Source organism: Corynebacterium sp. HMSC072G08 (genome assembly GCF_001809185.1).
Lineage (GTDB): Bacteria > Actinomycetota > Actinomycetes > Mycobacteriales > Mycobacteriaceae > Corynebacterium > Corynebacterium phoceense.
In genome coordinates this window covers 1-14542 of record NZ_KV796401.1, presented here as the reverse complement: position 1 = coordinate 14542, position 14542 = coordinate 1, and the positions used below count along the sequence as shown (strand labels likewise).

Below are 14542 nucleotides of genomic sequence, written 5' to 3'. Positions count from 1 at the left end.
AGGAGAAGGCTAATAATGAAGATTGCCATCATCGGAGCCGGCGTCGCCGGGCTTACTGCGGCCTATGAGCTGCGCGACCACGAGGTGTACGTGTTCGAGGCGGCGGGGCGCATCGGCGGCAAGTTGCACACCGTGCCCTTCAACGACGGTCCTATGGACATGGGCGCCGAGGCCTTCATCGCTCGCCGCACGGACGCCGTCGCGTTCTTCGAGGAACTCGGCCTCACTGACTTTGCGCGTCCGAATCGGGAGCTGCGCCCCCGCATCTATTCCGGCGGCGAGCTCCACTTCCTGCCCAAGGGCGGCATGATGGGTATCCCGTCGCAGCCCATTGACCTGGTTTCTGATGAGACCAACGCCCGCATCGAAAACGAGCAGCCCTTCGAGTGGACCCCGGGCCAGGACGTCTCCGTGGGCAAACTCATTCGCCAGCAGTATGGCGATGACGTTGTCGACCACGTGGTCTCGGCGCTGCTTGGCGGCGTGTACTCTTGCACCGCTGATGACCTCGGCGTCCGCGCAACGGTGCCACAGCTTGCCGATGCCCTCGACACCCTCGCCGCCGAGGGCCCCGTCACCCTCTCCGCTGCCATCACGCACATCGAGTCCAACCGTTCGCCGGCCGAGGGCTCTGTCTTCGCCGCGTTCCCGGGTGGCTACGCGACGCTTTACGAGACCCTCGCCGAGAAATCTGGCGCCGAGATCCACCTCGACACCTTCATTTCGGGTGTCACAAAAACTGACGCTGGCTTCAAGGTCGCCGGTGCCCCCGCTGAGCTGGGCGAGTTCGACCGTGTCCTCTTCGCAACCCCGGCTCCCACCACCGCGCGCCTGCTACCGAAGGTCGCCCCCAAGGCTGCCGATGCCCTCAAGTCCGTCAAGCTCGCCAGCTCCGCCGTCGTTGGTTTCAACTTCGCGTCCAACGTCGACCCGGAGGGCAATAAGATTCCGGACGCCACCGGCATCCTCATCGCCGCTGACGAGCCCGACCTGCATGCAAAAGCATTCACCATCTCGTCTAACAAGTGGCCGCACATCGGCGAGCGCCCCGGCTTCATCGTCCGTGCTTCCTTCGGCCGCTATGGCGATGACGCCCTCGTCCGCGCCGAGGAAGACGACCTCGTCGACTACGCGCTCGACGATCTGCAGAAGATCACCGGCTTCGATGGCCGCGCGACCGGAGTGAACGAAATCTACACCCAGCGCTGGTTCGGTGGCCTGCCGCGCTACGACGAGACCCACCTTGCAACGGTCGAGGCCACGCGCGCAGCCATCGCCGAGGTTCCCGGCATCGACGTCACCGGCGCCTGGGCCGGCGGCGTGGGCGTGCCCGCGGTTATTGCTGACTCACGAGCAGCGGCAGCGCGATTGATCCAATAATGAGCAACGCAATGGCGGCCAAGAACGCCTTGGCCTGCCAGCGCGCGTAGTTGAAGTCGATGCCCACCCCGAAACGCTTCTCCACCAGCACGGCTGGGTCGTCTGGGTTGTAGTAGAACATGCCTGCCTTGTAGAGGTGGTCGTTTGAGGTGTCACTTTTTCTGACGGTCGGGCGCGTGTCCTTGTTAATCCTTGTGGACGAAGATGGACGAGAAGTCCTCGTTGCCGTGGCCGAGTTCCTGCTGGTGCTCGAAGCGTGCGATGGCGGCCTCGACGGCGGGCAGCGGCTCGGTGGCCGTGGCGACCATGAGCTTGGAATCCTTGCACAGTGCGTCCACCGTGAAGTCGCCCGGATCGGTCGAACGCTCGCCGCGGATGAATGGGCCCTTCATGGTGGCCATGAAGTTGAGGCCTGTGATGGAGAGCATGTCAAGGACCTGCTCCTCGCTGAAGCCCTCGGCGTCGCCGAGCACGAGGGCTTCCTTGACGCCCTCGGCCATGACAGAGAGCGCCATGTTGGCGAGCAGCTTGCCGGTCGCGGCGGCCGCGCCGGAGTCGACGGGGATGAGCTTGTCTGGGTGGGCCCAGGGGCGGGCGATCTCAACGGCGAGATCCCTGATATCGCGATTCGCGCCGCCCACATAGACGCCCAGCTCGCCCGCGCGGGCCGGACCGAGTGAGCCCACGACGGGCGCGTGGACGTACGTGGGCACGGCCTCTGCGAACTCGCGGGCGGCGGCAGGGGAGACAGTCGTCGTGTCGATCCACGGGATACCGGCGGGGATAACGTCAGTTTTAATGACGGCCTCGCGCACATCGTCAGGGCCGAAGAGCGAGGTGATGATGACCTCGGCGTCCTTGACAGCGCCCTGCGGAGTCGCGGCCTGTGTAGCGCCCTCGTCGACGAGCGGCTGCGCGCGCTCGGCAGTGCGGTTCCACACGGTGACCTCGTGGTCCTTCAAAAGATGACGGGCCAATTCAGTGCCCATACGGCCAGTACCTAAAAATGCGATCTTCATGGAATCGAGTGTGCCAGAATGGTGCGCAGGCGCGCAGAGTTTTGCGCCCCGGACGAGGGAGCCGTACCCGGCCACGCGACAAGACGGCCAGAAGGATAGCTATGTCTTGGCTCGTGTTGGTAATCTCCGGTTTGTTTGAGGCGGTGTGGGCGACCGCGCTCGACCGCTCGGCAGGCATGACGAAGCTCTGGCCCACTGTCATTTTCTTTGCGGGGCTCGCGGTGTCTATGGGCGGGCTCGCGTGGGCGCTTAAGTCGCTTCCGGTGGGAACTGCGTATGCCGTGTGGGTGGGCATCGGCGCGGTGGCGACGCTGGGCTACTCCTTCCTCACGGGTGCTGAGACGATGACCGCGGTGAAACTGCTGTTCGTGGCGATGATTGTGGGCGGAATTATCGGGCTGAAGGTCACCGGCTAGGCGGAACTAGAACGGCGCGGGCTCGTCCGGGTCGGGCTGCGGGGCCTCGTAAATTTCAACAATCTGGCCGTCGAGCTCGATCTTGAGGGCCTGGGCCTCGGCGCGGGAGCTGCGGCGACGGGCCTGGATGTTCTGGGAGACGGACTGGACCCAGTGCTTCTGCTTGGGCGAGAGCGGGCCCGAGGGCTCCGTGATTTCCCAGGTGCCGTCCTCGAAAAGGAAGACAAGATCTCCCGTTTCCGGGTGAGGGATGTAATAGAAACGCCCGTCCGTCTTCATATTGTGGTGGTGCTGGCAGAAGGAGAACAGGTTCGACGGGTGCGTGGGGCCACCGTCAGAAAAATCGACGCAATGATCCTTCTGGCACTTGTGTGCGGGGCGCTTACATCCAGGGAAGCGACACGTGCCGTCGCGGCCCTCGATGAATTTCGCCATGACGTCCGGTGTCTTGTACGAACAAGACTCCTCGACCTGGGACTCGTCGCGAACCACGGTGGGCGTTAGATTTTCTAACGTCGTGCCATAGCCCTCGATGAAGGTGGGCGCGAATTCCACGTCCGTCGCGCGGTACGTGTGGAGGATGACGTGCGCGGTGGGCTTGACGGCGCCAGTAAGCAGCGCCACGGCGGCATCGGCAAGCGGGACGCCGAGCTCCTTGGCCATCTCGCGGACCTGCTGGTCGATGATGGCGCGGGTTTCTTCCTCGACCTCGAGGGAGATGAATTCGGAATCGGAGCGGAAGCGGCGCTTCTTGTGCCCCTTGCGCATGGCGATGGTGTCATCGAGCGCCGTGATGATTTCGCGGACCCGGCGCACGATATTGGCGCGCGTGGGCAGATGTTGGTTGGCGCGCCGGGGCGTGAGGTAGTCGATGAGCGCCTGATCGACCTGGTCGTAGAGGAACTGTGGTGCGACGCCGAGGCGGTCGAGCGCCTTGTCAATGCCGATGAGACGATTGAAGTCGAGCAAGAAATACTTTGCCTGGAGGGCAGCCAGCTTGGGCAGCTCGCGCAGGCGGTAGAGGGCGGAGATGTAGTTATTGATTTCGGTGAGATCCTTGCCCGTGATGGCCTGAAGGCGGCGCAGGACGAGATCGATGTCGAGAGAGGGCTCCGGGAGATGCTTTTCCCAGAATGCGAATTCTTCGCGGCGCATGCGGGCGGCTTCGCGGGTCTCGGGGCAGTCGGGGTTGGTGGGAGCGTAGAAACGGGTGGGCGGGGTGGAAGTAGTGGTGGCGGTCGTCATGATTCGGCTCCGGGAGAGATATGAAGGAGGGGAACTAACGTACGAATGCCACTCTAAAATAGGGGGTCAACATGAACGCATGTATATGCGTTGAACAGCGGTTATGTGAAGTTCAGGTGGTCTGGCATGCGGGGGGCAGGAAGCGCAGGGATGTTCGGCATTTGGGGTGGTGGCGGCAGAGTAGGTTGCGGCAGGGTGGGCGGCGCAGGAAGCGGCGGCAGGGTCGGAGCGGGAGGTGGCGGCGGCAAGGTGGGGACGGTGGGCAGAGCAGGAAGTTCGGGCATGCGAGGGAGCGCGGGAGCTTTGGATCGTGCGGGCTTCGGCGCAGGAGCCGGAGCCGGGGCGGGCGGAGGTGTCGAAAGGGCCGGCGCAGATATGCGGACCGGTGTAGACGTGGATGTGTGCGCGAGGGTGGGAGAGGGGGCATCGGAAAGCGTGGGCGGGGGTGTGGAAGGGCGCGGGCGCAGGGGCGTGGGAGAAAGAGCGGGCGTCCATTCGGCGAAGACGGGCGTGGTGGTGTGGCGCGGTGCGAGCGACGGCGCAGGTGCAGCGCAGGCACACAAGGACAAGGTGAGAGCGGTAATGGCAGAAAAAGTGACGGTGCGTGTGAGCACGATATCCCCCCGGGTATGTGACAGTGTGTGACCCCAGATTAAGCGAGGTGAGGTGCGGTGGCAATATCAGACTTTTGTATGGCGCTTAAATAGTTACAATGATTCCCATGCCTAATATCTCCCAGTCCCAGCAGTGGTTCGAGCGTTCTTCCCAAGTCATCCCCGGCGGCGTGAATTCGCCGGTCCGCGCGTACGGTTCGGTGGGCGGTCAAGCCCGTGTTATCGCACGGGGCAAGGGCTCGCGCCTGTGGGACGTGGACGGTAACGAGTACGTCGATTTGGTGAGCTCCTACGGCCCCATGATTCACGGCAACGCACACCCGGAGATTGTCGAGGCCGTGCAGAAGGCGGCCGTGGATGGCCTGTCCTTCGGCGCGCCCACGGAGGGCGAGGCTCTCCTCGCGGAGGCTATCGTCGAGCGCACCGCTGCGGAGAAGGTCCGTATGGTCAACTCCGGCACGGAGGCCACCATGTCCGCCGTGCGTCTGGCCCGCGGTTTTACGGGCCGTTCTAAAGTCCTCAAGTTTGATGGTTGCTACCACGGCCACGTGGACGCGCTGCTTGCCGCCGCGGGCTCCGGCGTTGCGACGTTCGCGCTCCCGGATTCCCCGGGCGTGACGGGTGCGACGGCGGCGGATACCATCGTCGTGCCCTACAACGATTTGGAGGCCGTGAAGAAGGCTTTTGCTGAGCATCCGGGCGAGATTGCCTGCATCATCGCGGAGGCCGCCGCCGGCAACATGGGCACTGTCGCTCCGGCTGAGGGCTTCAACGCGGCGCTCAAGGAGATTGCGCACGCGGACGGCGCGCTGCTCATCCTCGACGAGGTCATGACCGGTTTCCGTACCTCCTACAAGGGCTGGTACGGCGTGGATGGCGTTGCAGGCGACCTCGTCACCTTCGGAAAGGTCATCTCCGGCGGCCTGCCCGCCGCGGCCTTTGGCGGCCGCGCCGAGATCATGGATTACCTTTCGCCGCTGGGCCCCGTCTACCAGGCGGGCACCCTCTCCGGTAACCCCGTGGCGATGGCCTCTGGCCTCAAGTCGCTGGAGCTTGCCGATGCCCCCCTCTACGACCGCTTGGCTTCCCATGCGGACCGTCTCACCGGCATCCTGTCTGCTGCGTTGTCCGCCGAGGGCGTCGCGCACCATATCCAGCGCGCGTCCACGATGTTCTCCCTGCGCTTCGCGGAGGGCGAGGGTCACAACTTCGAGGAGATGAAGGCCGCGGAGACGTACCGCTTTGCCCCGTTCTTCCACGCGCTGCTGGAGAACGGCGTCTACGCTGCGCCGTCGCCGTTCGAGACGTGGTTTGTATCTGACGCGCTCACCGACGATGATTTTGAGGTAATCGAGAAGGCCGCCAGTGTGGCGGCGAAGGCCGCGGCCGCTGCGCAGCCGGCATCCTAAAAGGAGAACACACTATGTCGACGACCATCGTGCACTTGGTGCGCCACGGCGAGGTGCACAACCCGGAGAAGCTTCTCTACGGGCGCATTCCGGGCTACCATCTGTCCTCGCGCGGCTTCTCCCAGGCTGCGCGTACCGCGCAGTCCTTCCTGGGTCACGACGTGGAGCACTTGGTGGCCTCGCCTCTGCAGCGCACCCAGGAGACCGCGGGTGAGATCGCCAAGGTCGTGGGCCTCGACGTGGAGACGGACAAGGGCCTTATCGAGTCCGGCAACCAGTTTGAGGGCCTGCGCACCAAGGGCTGGAACTCGCAGCTGTGGAACCCCAAGCGCTGGCCGCTCATGCGCAACCCGCTGGAGCCGTCGTGGGGCGAGCACTTCGACGTCATCGCGGATCGCATGATGGCCGCCGTCGAGCGTGGCCGCGTCGCCGCCGAGGGCCACGAAGCCATTCTGGTGTCGCACCAGTTGCCCATCGTCATGGTGCAGCGCACTGTGCTGGGCAAGCGCCTGGCCCATGCCCCCTGGAATCGCGAATGCGAGCTCGCCTCCGTGACCTCGCTCGTGTTTAAGGGCTCCGAAATCACTGACATCTTCTACTCCGCACCGGCACATGAAATTTAAGATCGCTATCGCCGTTGTAGTCGCCGGCCTTACTTTGAGCGCCTGCACCTCGGACAACGCGGACCAAGCCGTCGCCCAGGGGGGAACCTTCGAGTTCATCTCGCCCGGCGGCCAGACCGTCATCGAGTATCCCGCGGAAGAGCGCAAGCCGCTGCAGGACTTCTCGGGCGAGTCCCTCCTGGAAGAAGGGAGGACGATTTCGCTCTCCGATTTCAAAGATGAGATCGTCGTGCTCAACTCGTGGGGCCAGTGGTGCGCGCCGTGCCGCTCCGAGTCGGATGACCTGCAGCGCGTCCAGGAGGAGTTGGACAAGCGTGGCACCGGCACCATCCTGGGCATTAACGTCCGCGACTACAACCCGGACATCTCGCGCGACTTCGTGAAGGATAACGGGATTACCTACCCGTCCATCTACGATCCGCCGTTCAAGACGGCCGCTGCGCTCGGCGGCGTGCCCACGTCCGTCGTGCCCACCACCATCGTGCTCGACAAGCAGCACCGTCCCGCCGCCGTCCTCCTCAAGGAGACGACGGACAAGGAGCTGCTCGAGATCATCGACAAACTGGAGCAGGAATAGATGGGCGAGGCTTTCGCTGATGCCGCGGCGAGCGGCCCACTGCTGCTGGGCCTGCTCGCCGCCGCCGCGGCCGGACTCGTGTCCTTCGCGTCGCCGTGCGTCGTGCCGCTCGTGCCGGGCTATATCTCATACCTCGCCTCCGTCGTCGGCGGCTCGGTGGAGTACGACGCGGCGGGCGTGCGCGTGTCGGGTCGTCGCGGCCGCGTGACGCTCGCGGCAATCCTCTTCGTGCTCGGGTTTACCGTGGTCTTCGTGCTCGCGACGGTCTCCGTCTTCGGCGCGATCTCGGCGCTCCGGCTCAATGCTGACTCCTTGATGCGCGTGGGCGGCGTCATCACGATCCTCATGGGCATCGTCTTCATGGGCATCGTGCCGGTCCTGCAGAAGGACACGCGCATGGCGCCCAAGCGCTGGACCACGTGGCTGGGCGCGCCGCTCCTCGGTGGCGTCTTTGCCCTCGGCTGGACCCCGTGCCTGGGGCCGACGCTCGCGGCCATCATTTCGGTGAGCGCTGGCACCGCGGGCATGACGGCGGTGCGGGGCACGTTCCTCATTGTTGCCTACTGCCTGGGCCTGGGACTGCCGTTTGTGCTCGTGGCCTTGGGCTCGGCTAAGGCAGTGCGCTCCGTCGACTGGTTGCGGCGCCATACCCATGCTATCCAGATCTTCGGCGGCGTGCTCATGATCCTCGTCGGCCTCTCCCTCGTGACGGGGCTGTGGGCAGAGTTTATTAACCTCATCCAGCAGTGGACTTTCAACTACGGCGCGACGCTTATCTAGCAGTCGCGTCTATGTAAGGAGACTTCGTGAAATATTTGCGCAAGGCGTGGCACTGGCTCACCAGTATGCGCACGGCACTGGCCCTGCTTTTCTTGCTCGCCGCCGCCGCCATTCCGGGGTCTCTGTTGCCACAGCGCTCGCTCAACGAGACGAACGTCAACGAGTACATTGCCTCCAACGGCAAGGTCGCGGAGATCTACGACAAGCTTCAGCTTTTCGATGTCTTCGAATCCGTGTGGTTCCAAGCCATCTACCTGTTGCTGGCCATTTCGCTTATCGGATGCATCATCCCGCGCTCATGGGATCACTACAAGGCGTGGCGTTCCAAGCCCACGCGTGCCCCGCGCTACCTGGAGAAGATGCCGCTGCATGCGGCCGCGACCTCGGAACGCTCCTTCGACGAGCTGCAGGCCTCCGCAAAGAAGATGCTGGGCAAGTGGCGTTTCACGGAGGTGCAGCCGGACGAGGATCGCGCCGGGGCGTATTCCATTTCCGCCGAGCGCGGCTACGCCCGCGAGCTTTTTAACCTCATCTTCCACATCGGTCTCGTGGCTATCCTTGCCGCGGTGGCGCTGGGCAAGTTCTTCTCCTACGAAGGCATGGTCATCGTCGTGACGCAGTCCGGCTCCTACGAGAACGCGACGAAGGTCGACCAGTCCACGGAGTTCTGCAATACCTCGACCTCGAACTTCGACTCCTTCCGTGCCGGAGCGCTTTTCGACGGCACAGGCCTCAACCCCTTCTGCTTCATCGCGCATGACTTCACCGCGAAGTACCTGTCCAATGGCCAGGCCGAGATGTTCACCTCGAATATCTCGTATGCCGAGGGTCAGGACATCTACAAGGACGAGTCTGAGTGGCAGGACTACCAGCTGCAGGTCAATCACCCGCTGCGCCTGTCCACGGACCGCGTCTACCTGCAGGGGCACGGCTACGCACCAACCGTGACCATCGAATGGCCGAATGGCGAAAAGCGCACGCAGACCATGCAGTTCCAGCCCACGGAGACGACCCGCTTCCTCTCTTCGGGCGCTATGCGCTTCGACCCGCCGGCGGGCATGTACCCGGACCTCTATGAGCGTCGCCAGAACCAGATCGCGCTGCAGGGCCTTTTTGCACCGACGGCCGAGTGGACCGGCGAGAACGGCAAGATGCTCGCCTCGGCATACCCGGCACTGACAGACCCGGCGCTCGCTATTGACATCTACCGCGGCGACGCGGGCCTCGACACAGGTGTCGCGCAGTCCATCTTCTCGCTCGACTCATCGCTCATGCACTCGGGTCAGCTCCAGAAAGTCGACCGCGTCAACCTCACACAGGGCGAGTCGGTCACGCTCGACGACGGCACGAAGCTCACCTTCGACGGCGCCTCCGAGTTCGCGAATTACCAGATTTCTCACAACCCGGCCCAGACACCGCTGCTCATTGCGGCGCTCGCCATGCTGCTCTCGCTCGTGGGCTCGCTCGTCATCAAGCGCCGCCGCGTGTGGGTGCGCCTGCGCCCGAATGATGATGGCACCACCCAAGTCGAGATGGGCGGTCTCGCGCGCACGGACCGCGCTGGCTGGTCCGAAGAATTCGACAAACTCTACCGCATCCTCATGGAGCTGCCGGACGCGGACGAGGTTGAAGAAGACGATATCTGGGTCGACGACTAGCGTCTTACCCCCGTATCCAGGTCATTAGCAGGATATAAAACTCCGTCAAAAGTTGGACTCGGTCGCCGGGGCGGGGTAGCCTGTGTAACCATGCTCGTCGATCAGAACCTGTCCAATTTCTCGGACTTATCGTTTAGGACTGCGCTGGTCCTTTACGTGATTTCTCTGTTCCTGTCCCTCTTTTACTACGTGCGCATCCAAGCCGTCATCGACGCACGGCGCGTCCTGAAGGCGGCGGTGCCCGCCGCGGGTCAGTCGGGCGGCGTTCTCCTTGAGGAACGCCCCAGCAACCTGCAAGAAAATGCGGAGAAGGCCGAGGCTACCGCGAACAAGATTGGTGGCATGCTGCAGTCGCTGCTGTGGATCGGCATTGCCGTCCACGTCGTCGCCATCGTGCTGCGCGGCCTGTCTGCGCACCGCTTCCCGTTCGGCAACCTCTACGAGTACGTCCTCATGGTCACCGCGGGCGTCATGATCGTCTCCTCCATCGCGCTGCAGCGCAAGGAGTGGCGCACCCTGTGGCCGTGGATCCTCGTCCCGGTCCTGGCACTCATGTTCTTCGGCGGCACGAAGCTCTACGCCGAGTCCGCCCCCGTCGTCCCGGCGCTGCGCTCCTACTGGCTGCCGGTGCACGTCACCGTCGTCTCCCTCGGCGCTGCCATCGGCCTCTTTTCTGGTCTGTCCTCGCTGCTGAGCATCCTGCGCAGCTGGCAGCCGAAGGGGAAGGAGCATGGCTTTATTGGGGGCATCGTCAAGCCGTTGCCCACCGCGACGAAGCTGGATACTCTCGCGTACCGTACCGCTGTCATTACGCTGCCCACGCTGGGCCTGGGTATCGTGCTCGGCGCCATCTGGGCCGAGGCCGCCTGGGGCCGCTACTGGGGTTGGGACCCGAAGGAAACCGTCTCCTTTGCGACGTGGGTTCTGTACGCCGCGTACCTCCACGCACGCGCTACTCCATCAATGCGGAAGGCTGCTCCGTGGATAAATATCGTGGCTATGGCTACGATGGTCTTTAACCTGTTCTTTATCAACATGGTCGTCTCCGGCCTGCATTCCTACGCGGGCCTGAACTAGCTTCTGCTTGAGTGAGGTTCCCCGTGTCTGAGGAAAGCCCGTTAAACCGTACGCGCAATAAACAAGGCAAGCCTGCTGGCGATAATCCGGCGTTGCTTGACCTTGGCGCGCAGCTCGCCGCGCGCCGCCGTGAGCTGGGCATTTTGCAGCAACAGCTTGCCGATGCCGCCGGTATCTCCCGCTCCACCCTCCACACCATCGAGCATGGTGGCACGGGCGTGCGCTGGGAAAAAGTCGTGGCCGTTGCAGACGCGCTGGGCCTCGAGATGACCTTCACACAGCGCTAATCTTCAGCGCTATTTTTCGTCTTCGTTCTTCTTCTGCTCCCGTTCGCGTGCGCGGCGCTCCTTGAAGCGCTTCTTGTCGAGCTCCCACAAAAAGTTCTCATCATCGTCCGGCCCCTTGATCTGCGGGGTGGCCGGGCCTTGCACGTTTTTCCGGTTGTTGTTCCACGTGCCGGGGCCAAAGGCCTTCCAGACGAGGATGACGGCAACGACGATGAGGACGAGGAGGAGGATTCTACCCATGAGGGCCATTCTAGCTTTTCGGGTTTCGCGCGGGGCGCGTAGAATCATACGAATGATTGAGGAGAATACGAACCCCGAGCCGCCGGCACCGGATCCGGAGCTGCGTAAGAAGTCGCGTCGCGCCATGGTGAAATACGGCCTGGCCCGCCTGGGACTCTTCCTCGTGCTCACGGTTATCATTCACGGCATCGTGCTGCTCGTGAACGCCCCCGTCATGTTGCTCATCTCGGCGATGCTTGCGCTCTTCCTTGCGCTGCCGCTGTCCATGCTCATGTTCACCAGGTGGCGCGTGGAGGCCACCGAATCGCTCGCCGCGTACTCCGCGCAGCGCAAGGCGCACAAGGCGTGGGTCGAACAGGAGCTCGCGGGCCGTTAAACCTGGCTTCCGCGTGGAACCCAAGCGTGGAGCCCAAGAGGGTGTCATTGAGATGGTGCATTGTGGTCCTTAGAAGATGAATTACACCTTCTCAGGTACACCTTTTACTTTCGCGGGCGCGACCGAACAGAAAAACTAACGTCCGAAGAGTGCGGCGATAATGAGCATGACCGGCAGCGCGCCGAAGGTCGTGATGAAGACGGTGTCGCGCGCGACAGTCTGGCCCGCTTGGAAGGTCGCCGCATAGTTGTAGACCTGCTGCGCCGTCGGTAGCGCGGCGAGGATCGTGGCCGCATAGACCGCGTCAGCGTCGAGGCCAACGAGGGTGGCTACGGCGAAGGCGATGGCGGGCATGCCAGCGAGCTTGAGACCAGAAGAGACGAGCACCTGGGTGCGCACGGTGGCATCGGAAAGCACACCGGAGGTCTTGAGCGAGGCGCCGAAGCTCATGAGGATCATGGGGATGGAGGCGCCGCCCAGCAGATGAATGGGTTCCGTAATGGGTTCGGGGACGTGGATGCCTGTGTAAGCGACGATGAAGCCGAGGATGCTCGCCACGACCATGGGGGAGAGCAGTCCGGTTTTCACCGCGCCGAGGAGCGACTTTCCGCCCAGCGCGCCCAGGATGATGGGCGTGAAGAGCACCATCTGGATAAAGACCATGGGGATGGCGTACGTCGAGTCGCCGAGGACGTAAATGGAGACCGGCAGGCCAATGTTGACCGAGTTGAAGTAGCTCGCGGCGGCGGCGCCGGAGGTGGCGTTGGCGAGGCCCTTGCGCCAGAAGAGCGCAAGGTAGAGCCCGGAGACGATGACGGTCGTCACGATGATAATGAGTGTGACCGGTGTGAAGACATTCGCCGGATCGGAACGCGCGACGGAGTCAAAGAGAAGCGCCGGGGTCGCCGCGTAGAACGCCACGCGGTTGAACATGAGACGCTCTCGGTCGCTGGCAATGATCCCGCGCACGGCGAGGAACCAACCAATGAAGATGACCGCCAGGATGATGGCGAAGCCCGTGAGAACGCCCTGCATGCGCTAGATGAAAGCCACGGCGATTGCGGTGAGCAGTGCCCAGATGAGCATCGCGCGGCCAGCGAGGCCGAGGACCGGGATGAGCTGGGGGCCGCGGGCGCCACGGTTGACGGTGCGCACCGCCTGCAGCGCGAACGGGAAGTAGAGCAGGCCCGCGAGCGCTGCCCAGGAACCGAACGCAATGATGATTGTGTACACGGTGGGCAGGAGCAGCAGCGCGGTAAAGAGCAGGCGAGATTTCTGGTCGCCGAGGCGCACCGCGAGGGTGATCTTGCCGGCCTCGGTGTCCGAGGGGATGTCGCGGATATTGTTCGCCAGGTTTACCGCGGAGCTCATGCCGCCCACACCGATGGCGAGGAGCACGCCGGTCCAGGAGGTGGCGTGAGCCTGCGTGAACTGCGTGCCGAGGACGGCGACGAGGCCGAAGAAGACGAAGACGGCGACCTCGCCCAGTCCCATGTAGCCGTAGGGGTTCTTGCCGCCGGTGTAGAACCACGCGCCCGCGATACACAGGGCGCCGACGAGGATGAACCACCAGGCGTCCGCGGAGATAGACAGCGCGATACCCGCGAGTGCGGCGACGCCGAAGCAGGCGAAGGCCGCGTACTTGACGTGTTGCGGTTTCGCTAATCCGCCACCGGTAAGGCGCTGCGGGCCGGTGCGGTCTTCGTCCGTGCCGCGGATGCCGTCCGAGTAGTCGTTCGCGTAGTTGACACCCACGATAAGAGCCCATGCGACGAGGAGCGCGAGGAGCGCGCGCCCGATGTGGAATCCACCGAGCGCTGCGGCAGCGCCCGTGCCCGCGACGACGGGGGCGAAGGCGTTGGCCCATGTGTGCGGGCGGGCGCCTTCGAGCCAGTCATGAGCGGTCGCGGGATACTTCTGAGCGGGTGTGGTCATGGAACATATTGTGCCACGCGCGGGTGCGGGCTCTGAATGCAGGATCGCTAGACTGTTATTCATGGATGAACACCTTCGGCTGGCGGACTTGCCCGAGCGCACCCAGGATTATCTCAAGGTCCTGTGGGATATTGCGGAGCATACCGGCGGGGACGCGGTGCCGCTGGGCGAACTGGCGCGGCGCACGGGCCAGAAGCTGCCCACGGCCTCGGAGGCGGTGAAGCGTCTGGCGGCGCAGCGGCTCGTCTATCACGAGCGCTACTCGGGCGTGCAGCTCACGGAGGAAGGCCGCCGCCTCGCCATGGGGATGGTGCGCCGCCACCGGCTGCTGGAGACCTTCCTCGTCACGACGCTGGGCTACACGTGGGACGAGGTCCACGAGGACGCGGACCAGCTCGAGCATGCGTGCTCGGATCTCTTCGTTGAGCGTCTCGACGCGCTGCTCGGCTCGCCCGCGCGCGACCCGCATGGCGATCCCATCCCAGATCCGGAGGGTCGCATCGAGGACCTGGGCACAGCCACGCTTGCCGATGCCCCCGTGGGCGCCACCGTCGCCATCGAGCGGGTCCGCGACGAGGACGCCGAGTTGCTGCGCTATCTCCAGGAACATGGGGTGCGCGTGGGCGAGAGCGTGACCGTTGAGGCGGTCGTCGCGGGACTCGTGCGGGTACGGGTCGGAGACGCCGTGATGCCGCTCGCGCTTGACGCGGCACGCGAGGTTACGGTCTCGGGAATGTAGATTTTTTGCGGCTGCACGGTTCCTCGTGTGCCGCTTATACCTGCAGGTTATCCATGTTTGAAGTAGGGTGTTCAGCACGTTGAACTATGCGGTGGGGGTTAATAGAGGAAAATTGTTGGGAACCATTGGGGTTTCCGGCTCTTCCGGTTTTAGAGTGCATTGATTTT

The 14542-nt window shown here is 63.8% G+C and carries 17 protein-coding genes and 1 riboswitch; of the genes, 11 read left to right on the top strand and 6 right to left on the bottom strand.

The window, feature by feature from the left end; translation table 11 throughout:
• Window positions 1-15 precede the first annotated feature (15 nt).
• Window positions 16-1380, top strand: coding sequence for a protoporphyrinogen oxidase (locus tag HMPREF2559_RS02725; protein WP_068801371.1), 1365 nt, complete (start codon window positions 16-18; stop codon window positions 1378-1380).
• On the opposite strand, the gene HMPREF2559_RS12300 is transcribed toward HMPREF2559_RS02725, so the two are convergent.
• Both HMPREF2559_RS12300 and HMPREF2559_RS02720 read right to left on the bottom strand, forming a co-directional pair.
• The gene (locus HMPREF2559_RS12300; protein WP_220124778.1) at window positions 1337-1501 is read right to left on the bottom strand and encodes a DUF5808 domain-containing protein; all 165 of its coding nucleotides are present in this window, start codon (window positions 1499-1501) and stop codon (window positions 1337-1339) included. The genes HMPREF2559_RS02725 and HMPREF2559_RS12300 overlap by 44 nt on opposite strands.
• Before the next feature lie 64 nt (window positions 1502-1565).
• A complete protein-coding gene (locus HMPREF2559_RS02720) occupies window positions 1566-2399 on the bottom strand; it encodes an NAD(P)-dependent oxidoreductase (protein WP_070539469.1) in 834 nt (277 codons plus the stop codon).
• Window positions 2400-2426: 27 nt separating this feature from the next.
• A riboswitch (guanidine-III (ykkC-III) riboswitch) is annotated at window positions 2427-2491 on the top strand.
• A 9-nt stretch (window positions 2492-2500) separates the two neighbouring features.
• Here HMPREF2559_RS02720 and HMPREF2559_RS02715 point away from each other — a divergent pair.
• Complete coding sequence (locus tag HMPREF2559_RS02715) at window positions 2501-2815, top strand: DMT family transporter (protein ID WP_066489701.1); 315 nt, start codon at window positions 2501-2503, stop codon at window positions 2813-2815.
• A gap of 6 nt (window positions 2816-2821) precedes the next feature.
• On the opposite strand, the gene HMPREF2559_RS02710 is transcribed toward HMPREF2559_RS02715, so the two are convergent.
• A complete protein-coding gene (locus HMPREF2559_RS02710; protein WP_068801369.1) occupies window positions 2822-4060 on the bottom strand; it encodes an HNH endonuclease signature motif containing protein in 1239 nt (412 codons plus the stop codon).
• 712 nt (window positions 4061-4772) lie between these two features.
• On the opposite strand from HMPREF2559_RS02710, the gene hemL reads away from it, so the two are divergent.
• The 7 genes from hemL (at window position 4773) to HMPREF2559_RS02675 (ending at window position 11085) form a co-directional block, all read left to right on the top strand.
• On the top strand, window positions 4773-6083 hold the full coding sequence (gene hemL, locus HMPREF2559_RS02705) for a glutamate-1-semialdehyde 2,1-aminomutase (protein ID WP_371325671.1): 1311 nt from the start codon (window positions 4773-4775) through the stop codon (window positions 6081-6083).
• Window positions 6084-6097: 14 nt separating this feature from the next.
• On the top strand, window positions 6098-6706 hold the full coding sequence (locus tag HMPREF2559_RS02700; RefSeq protein WP_066489722.1) for a histidine phosphatase family protein: 609 nt from the start codon (window positions 6098-6100) through the stop codon (window positions 6704-6706).
• Entirely contained in the window at window positions 6696-7283 is a 588-nt protein-coding gene (locus HMPREF2559_RS12680) for a TlpA disulfide reductase family protein (RefSeq protein ID WP_066489734.1), read from the top strand. Before HMPREF2559_RS02700 ends, HMPREF2559_RS12680 begins: the two co-directional genes overlap by 11 nt.
• Window positions 7284-8063 (top strand): cytochrome c biogenesis CcdA family protein, encoded by a 780-nt coding sequence (locus HMPREF2559_RS12675; protein ID WP_070539467.1) that lies wholly within the window; start codon window positions 7284-7286, stop codon window positions 8061-8063. It abuts the gene before it with no gap.
• 26 nt (window positions 8064-8089) lie between these two features.
• Window positions 8090-9721 carry a cytochrome c biogenesis protein ResB gene (locus HMPREF2559_RS02685; protein ID WP_066509807.1) on the top strand — a complete coding sequence of 544 codons (1632 nt, stop codon included), beginning with the start codon at window positions 8090-8092 and terminating at the stop codon, window positions 9719-9721.
• Window positions 9722-9811: 90 nt separating this feature from the next.
• A complete protein-coding gene (gene ccsB, locus HMPREF2559_RS02680; protein ID WP_066489743.1) occupies window positions 9812-10798 on the top strand; it encodes a c-type cytochrome biogenesis protein CcsB in 987 nt (328 codons plus the stop codon).
• A 23-nt stretch (window positions 10799-10821) separates the two neighbouring features.
• Window positions 10822-11085, top strand: a complete 264-nt coding sequence (locus HMPREF2559_RS02675) for a helix-turn-helix domain-containing protein (RefSeq protein ID WP_066489756.1) — start codon at window positions 10822-10824, stop codon at window positions 11083-11085.
• A 9-nt stretch (window positions 11086-11094) separates the two neighbouring features.
• Here HMPREF2559_RS02675 and HMPREF2559_RS02670 read toward each other — a convergent pair whose 3' ends face one another.
• Window positions 11095-11325 carry a hypothetical protein gene (locus tag HMPREF2559_RS02670; RefSeq protein WP_066489764.1) on the bottom strand — a complete coding sequence of 77 codons (231 nt, stop codon included), beginning with the start codon at window positions 11323-11325 and terminating at the stop codon, window positions 11095-11097.
• Window positions 11326-11377: 52 nt separating this feature from the next.
• Here HMPREF2559_RS02670 and HMPREF2559_RS02665 point away from each other — a divergent pair, with 52 nt between their 5' ends.
• Window positions 11378-11701, top strand: a complete 324-nt coding sequence (locus tag HMPREF2559_RS02665) for a DUF4229 domain-containing protein (protein ID WP_066489773.1) — start codon at window positions 11378-11380, stop codon at window positions 11699-11701.
• Between the two features lie 135 nt (window positions 11702-11836).
• Here the strand turns inward: HMPREF2559_RS02665 and HMPREF2559_RS02660 are convergent, their stop codons facing one another.
• Entirely contained in the window at window positions 11837-12736 is a 900-nt protein-coding gene (locus tag HMPREF2559_RS02660; protein WP_066489783.1) for an AEC family transporter, read from the bottom strand.
• A 3-nt stretch (window positions 12737-12739) separates the two neighbouring features.
• A complete protein-coding gene (locus tag HMPREF2559_RS02655) occupies window positions 12740-13636 on the bottom strand; it encodes a 1,4-dihydroxy-2-naphthoate polyprenyltransferase (RefSeq protein ID WP_066489790.1) in 897 nt (298 codons plus the stop codon).
• 61 nt (window positions 13637-13697) lie between these two features.
• Here HMPREF2559_RS02655 and HMPREF2559_RS02650 point away from each other — a divergent pair, with 61 nt between their 5' ends.
• Complete coding sequence (locus tag HMPREF2559_RS02650) at window positions 13698-14375, top strand: metal-dependent transcriptional regulator (protein WP_066489795.1); 678 nt, start codon at window positions 13698-13700, stop codon at window positions 14373-14375.
• Window positions 14376-14542 lie beyond the last annotated feature (167 nt).

What these genes read in the sequence shown, in the direction of transcription:
- HMPREF2559_RS02700 (WP_066489722.1), top strand. Translation starts at nt 6,098, where the DNA reads ATGTCGACGACCATCGTGCACTTGGTGCGCCACGGCGAGGTGCACAAC.
- HMPREF2559_RS02720 (WP_070539469.1), bottom strand. Translation starts at nt 2,399, where the DNA reads ATGAAGATCGCATTTTTAGGTACTGGCCGTATGGGCACTGAATTGGCC.
- HMPREF2559_RS02725 (WP_068801371.1), top strand. Translation starts at nt 16, where the DNA reads ATGAAGATTGCCATCATCGGAGCCGGCGTCGCCGGGCTTACTGCGGCC.
- HMPREF2559_RS12300 (WP_220124778.1), bottom strand. Translation starts at nt 1,501, where the DNA reads ATGTTCTACTACAACCCAGACGACCCAGCCGTGCTGGTGGAGAAGCGT.
- HMPREF2559_RS12675 (WP_070539467.1), top strand. Translation starts at nt 7,284, where the DNA reads ATGGGCGAGGCTTTCGCTGATGCCGCGGCGAGCGGCCCACTGCTGCTG.
- HMPREF2559_RS02665 (WP_066489773.1), top strand. Translation starts at nt 11,378, where the DNA reads ATGATTGAGGAGAATACGAACCCCGAGCCGCCGGCACCGGATCCGGAG.
- HMPREF2559_RS02655 (WP_066489790.1), bottom strand. Translation starts at nt 13,636, where the DNA reads ATGACCACACCCGCTCAGAAGTATCCCGCGACCGCTCATGACTGGCTC.
- HMPREF2559_RS02660 (WP_066489783.1), bottom strand. Translation starts at nt 12,736, where the DNA reads ATGCAGGGCGTTCTCACGGGCTTCGCCATCATCCTGGCGGTCATCTTC.
- ccsB (WP_066489743.1), top strand. Translation starts at nt 9,812, where the DNA reads ATGCTCGTCGATCAGAACCTGTCCAATTTCTCGGACTTATCGTTTAGG.
- HMPREF2559_RS12680 (WP_066489734.1), top strand. Translation starts at nt 6,696, where the DNA reads ATGAAATTTAAGATCGCTATCGCCGTTGTAGTCGCCGGCCTTACTTTG.
- HMPREF2559_RS02710 (WP_068801369.1), bottom strand. Translation starts at nt 4,060, where the DNA reads ATGACGACCGCCACCACTACTTCCACCCCGCCCACCCGTTTCTACGCT.
- hemL (WP_371325671.1), top strand. Translation starts at nt 4,773, where the DNA reads ATGATTCCCATGCCTAATATCTCCCAGTCCCAGCAGTGGTTCGAGCGT.
- HMPREF2559_RS02715 (WP_066489701.1), top strand. Translation starts at nt 2,501, where the DNA reads ATGTCTTGGCTCGTGTTGGTAATCTCCGGTTTGTTTGAGGCGGTGTGG.
- HMPREF2559_RS02670 (WP_066489764.1), bottom strand. Translation starts at nt 11,325, where the DNA reads ATGGGTAGAATCCTCCTCCTCGTCCTCATCGTCGTTGCCGTCATCCTC.
- HMPREF2559_RS02650 (WP_066489795.1), top strand. Translation starts at nt 13,698, where the DNA reads ATGGATGAACACCTTCGGCTGGCGGACTTGCCCGAGCGCACCCAGGAT.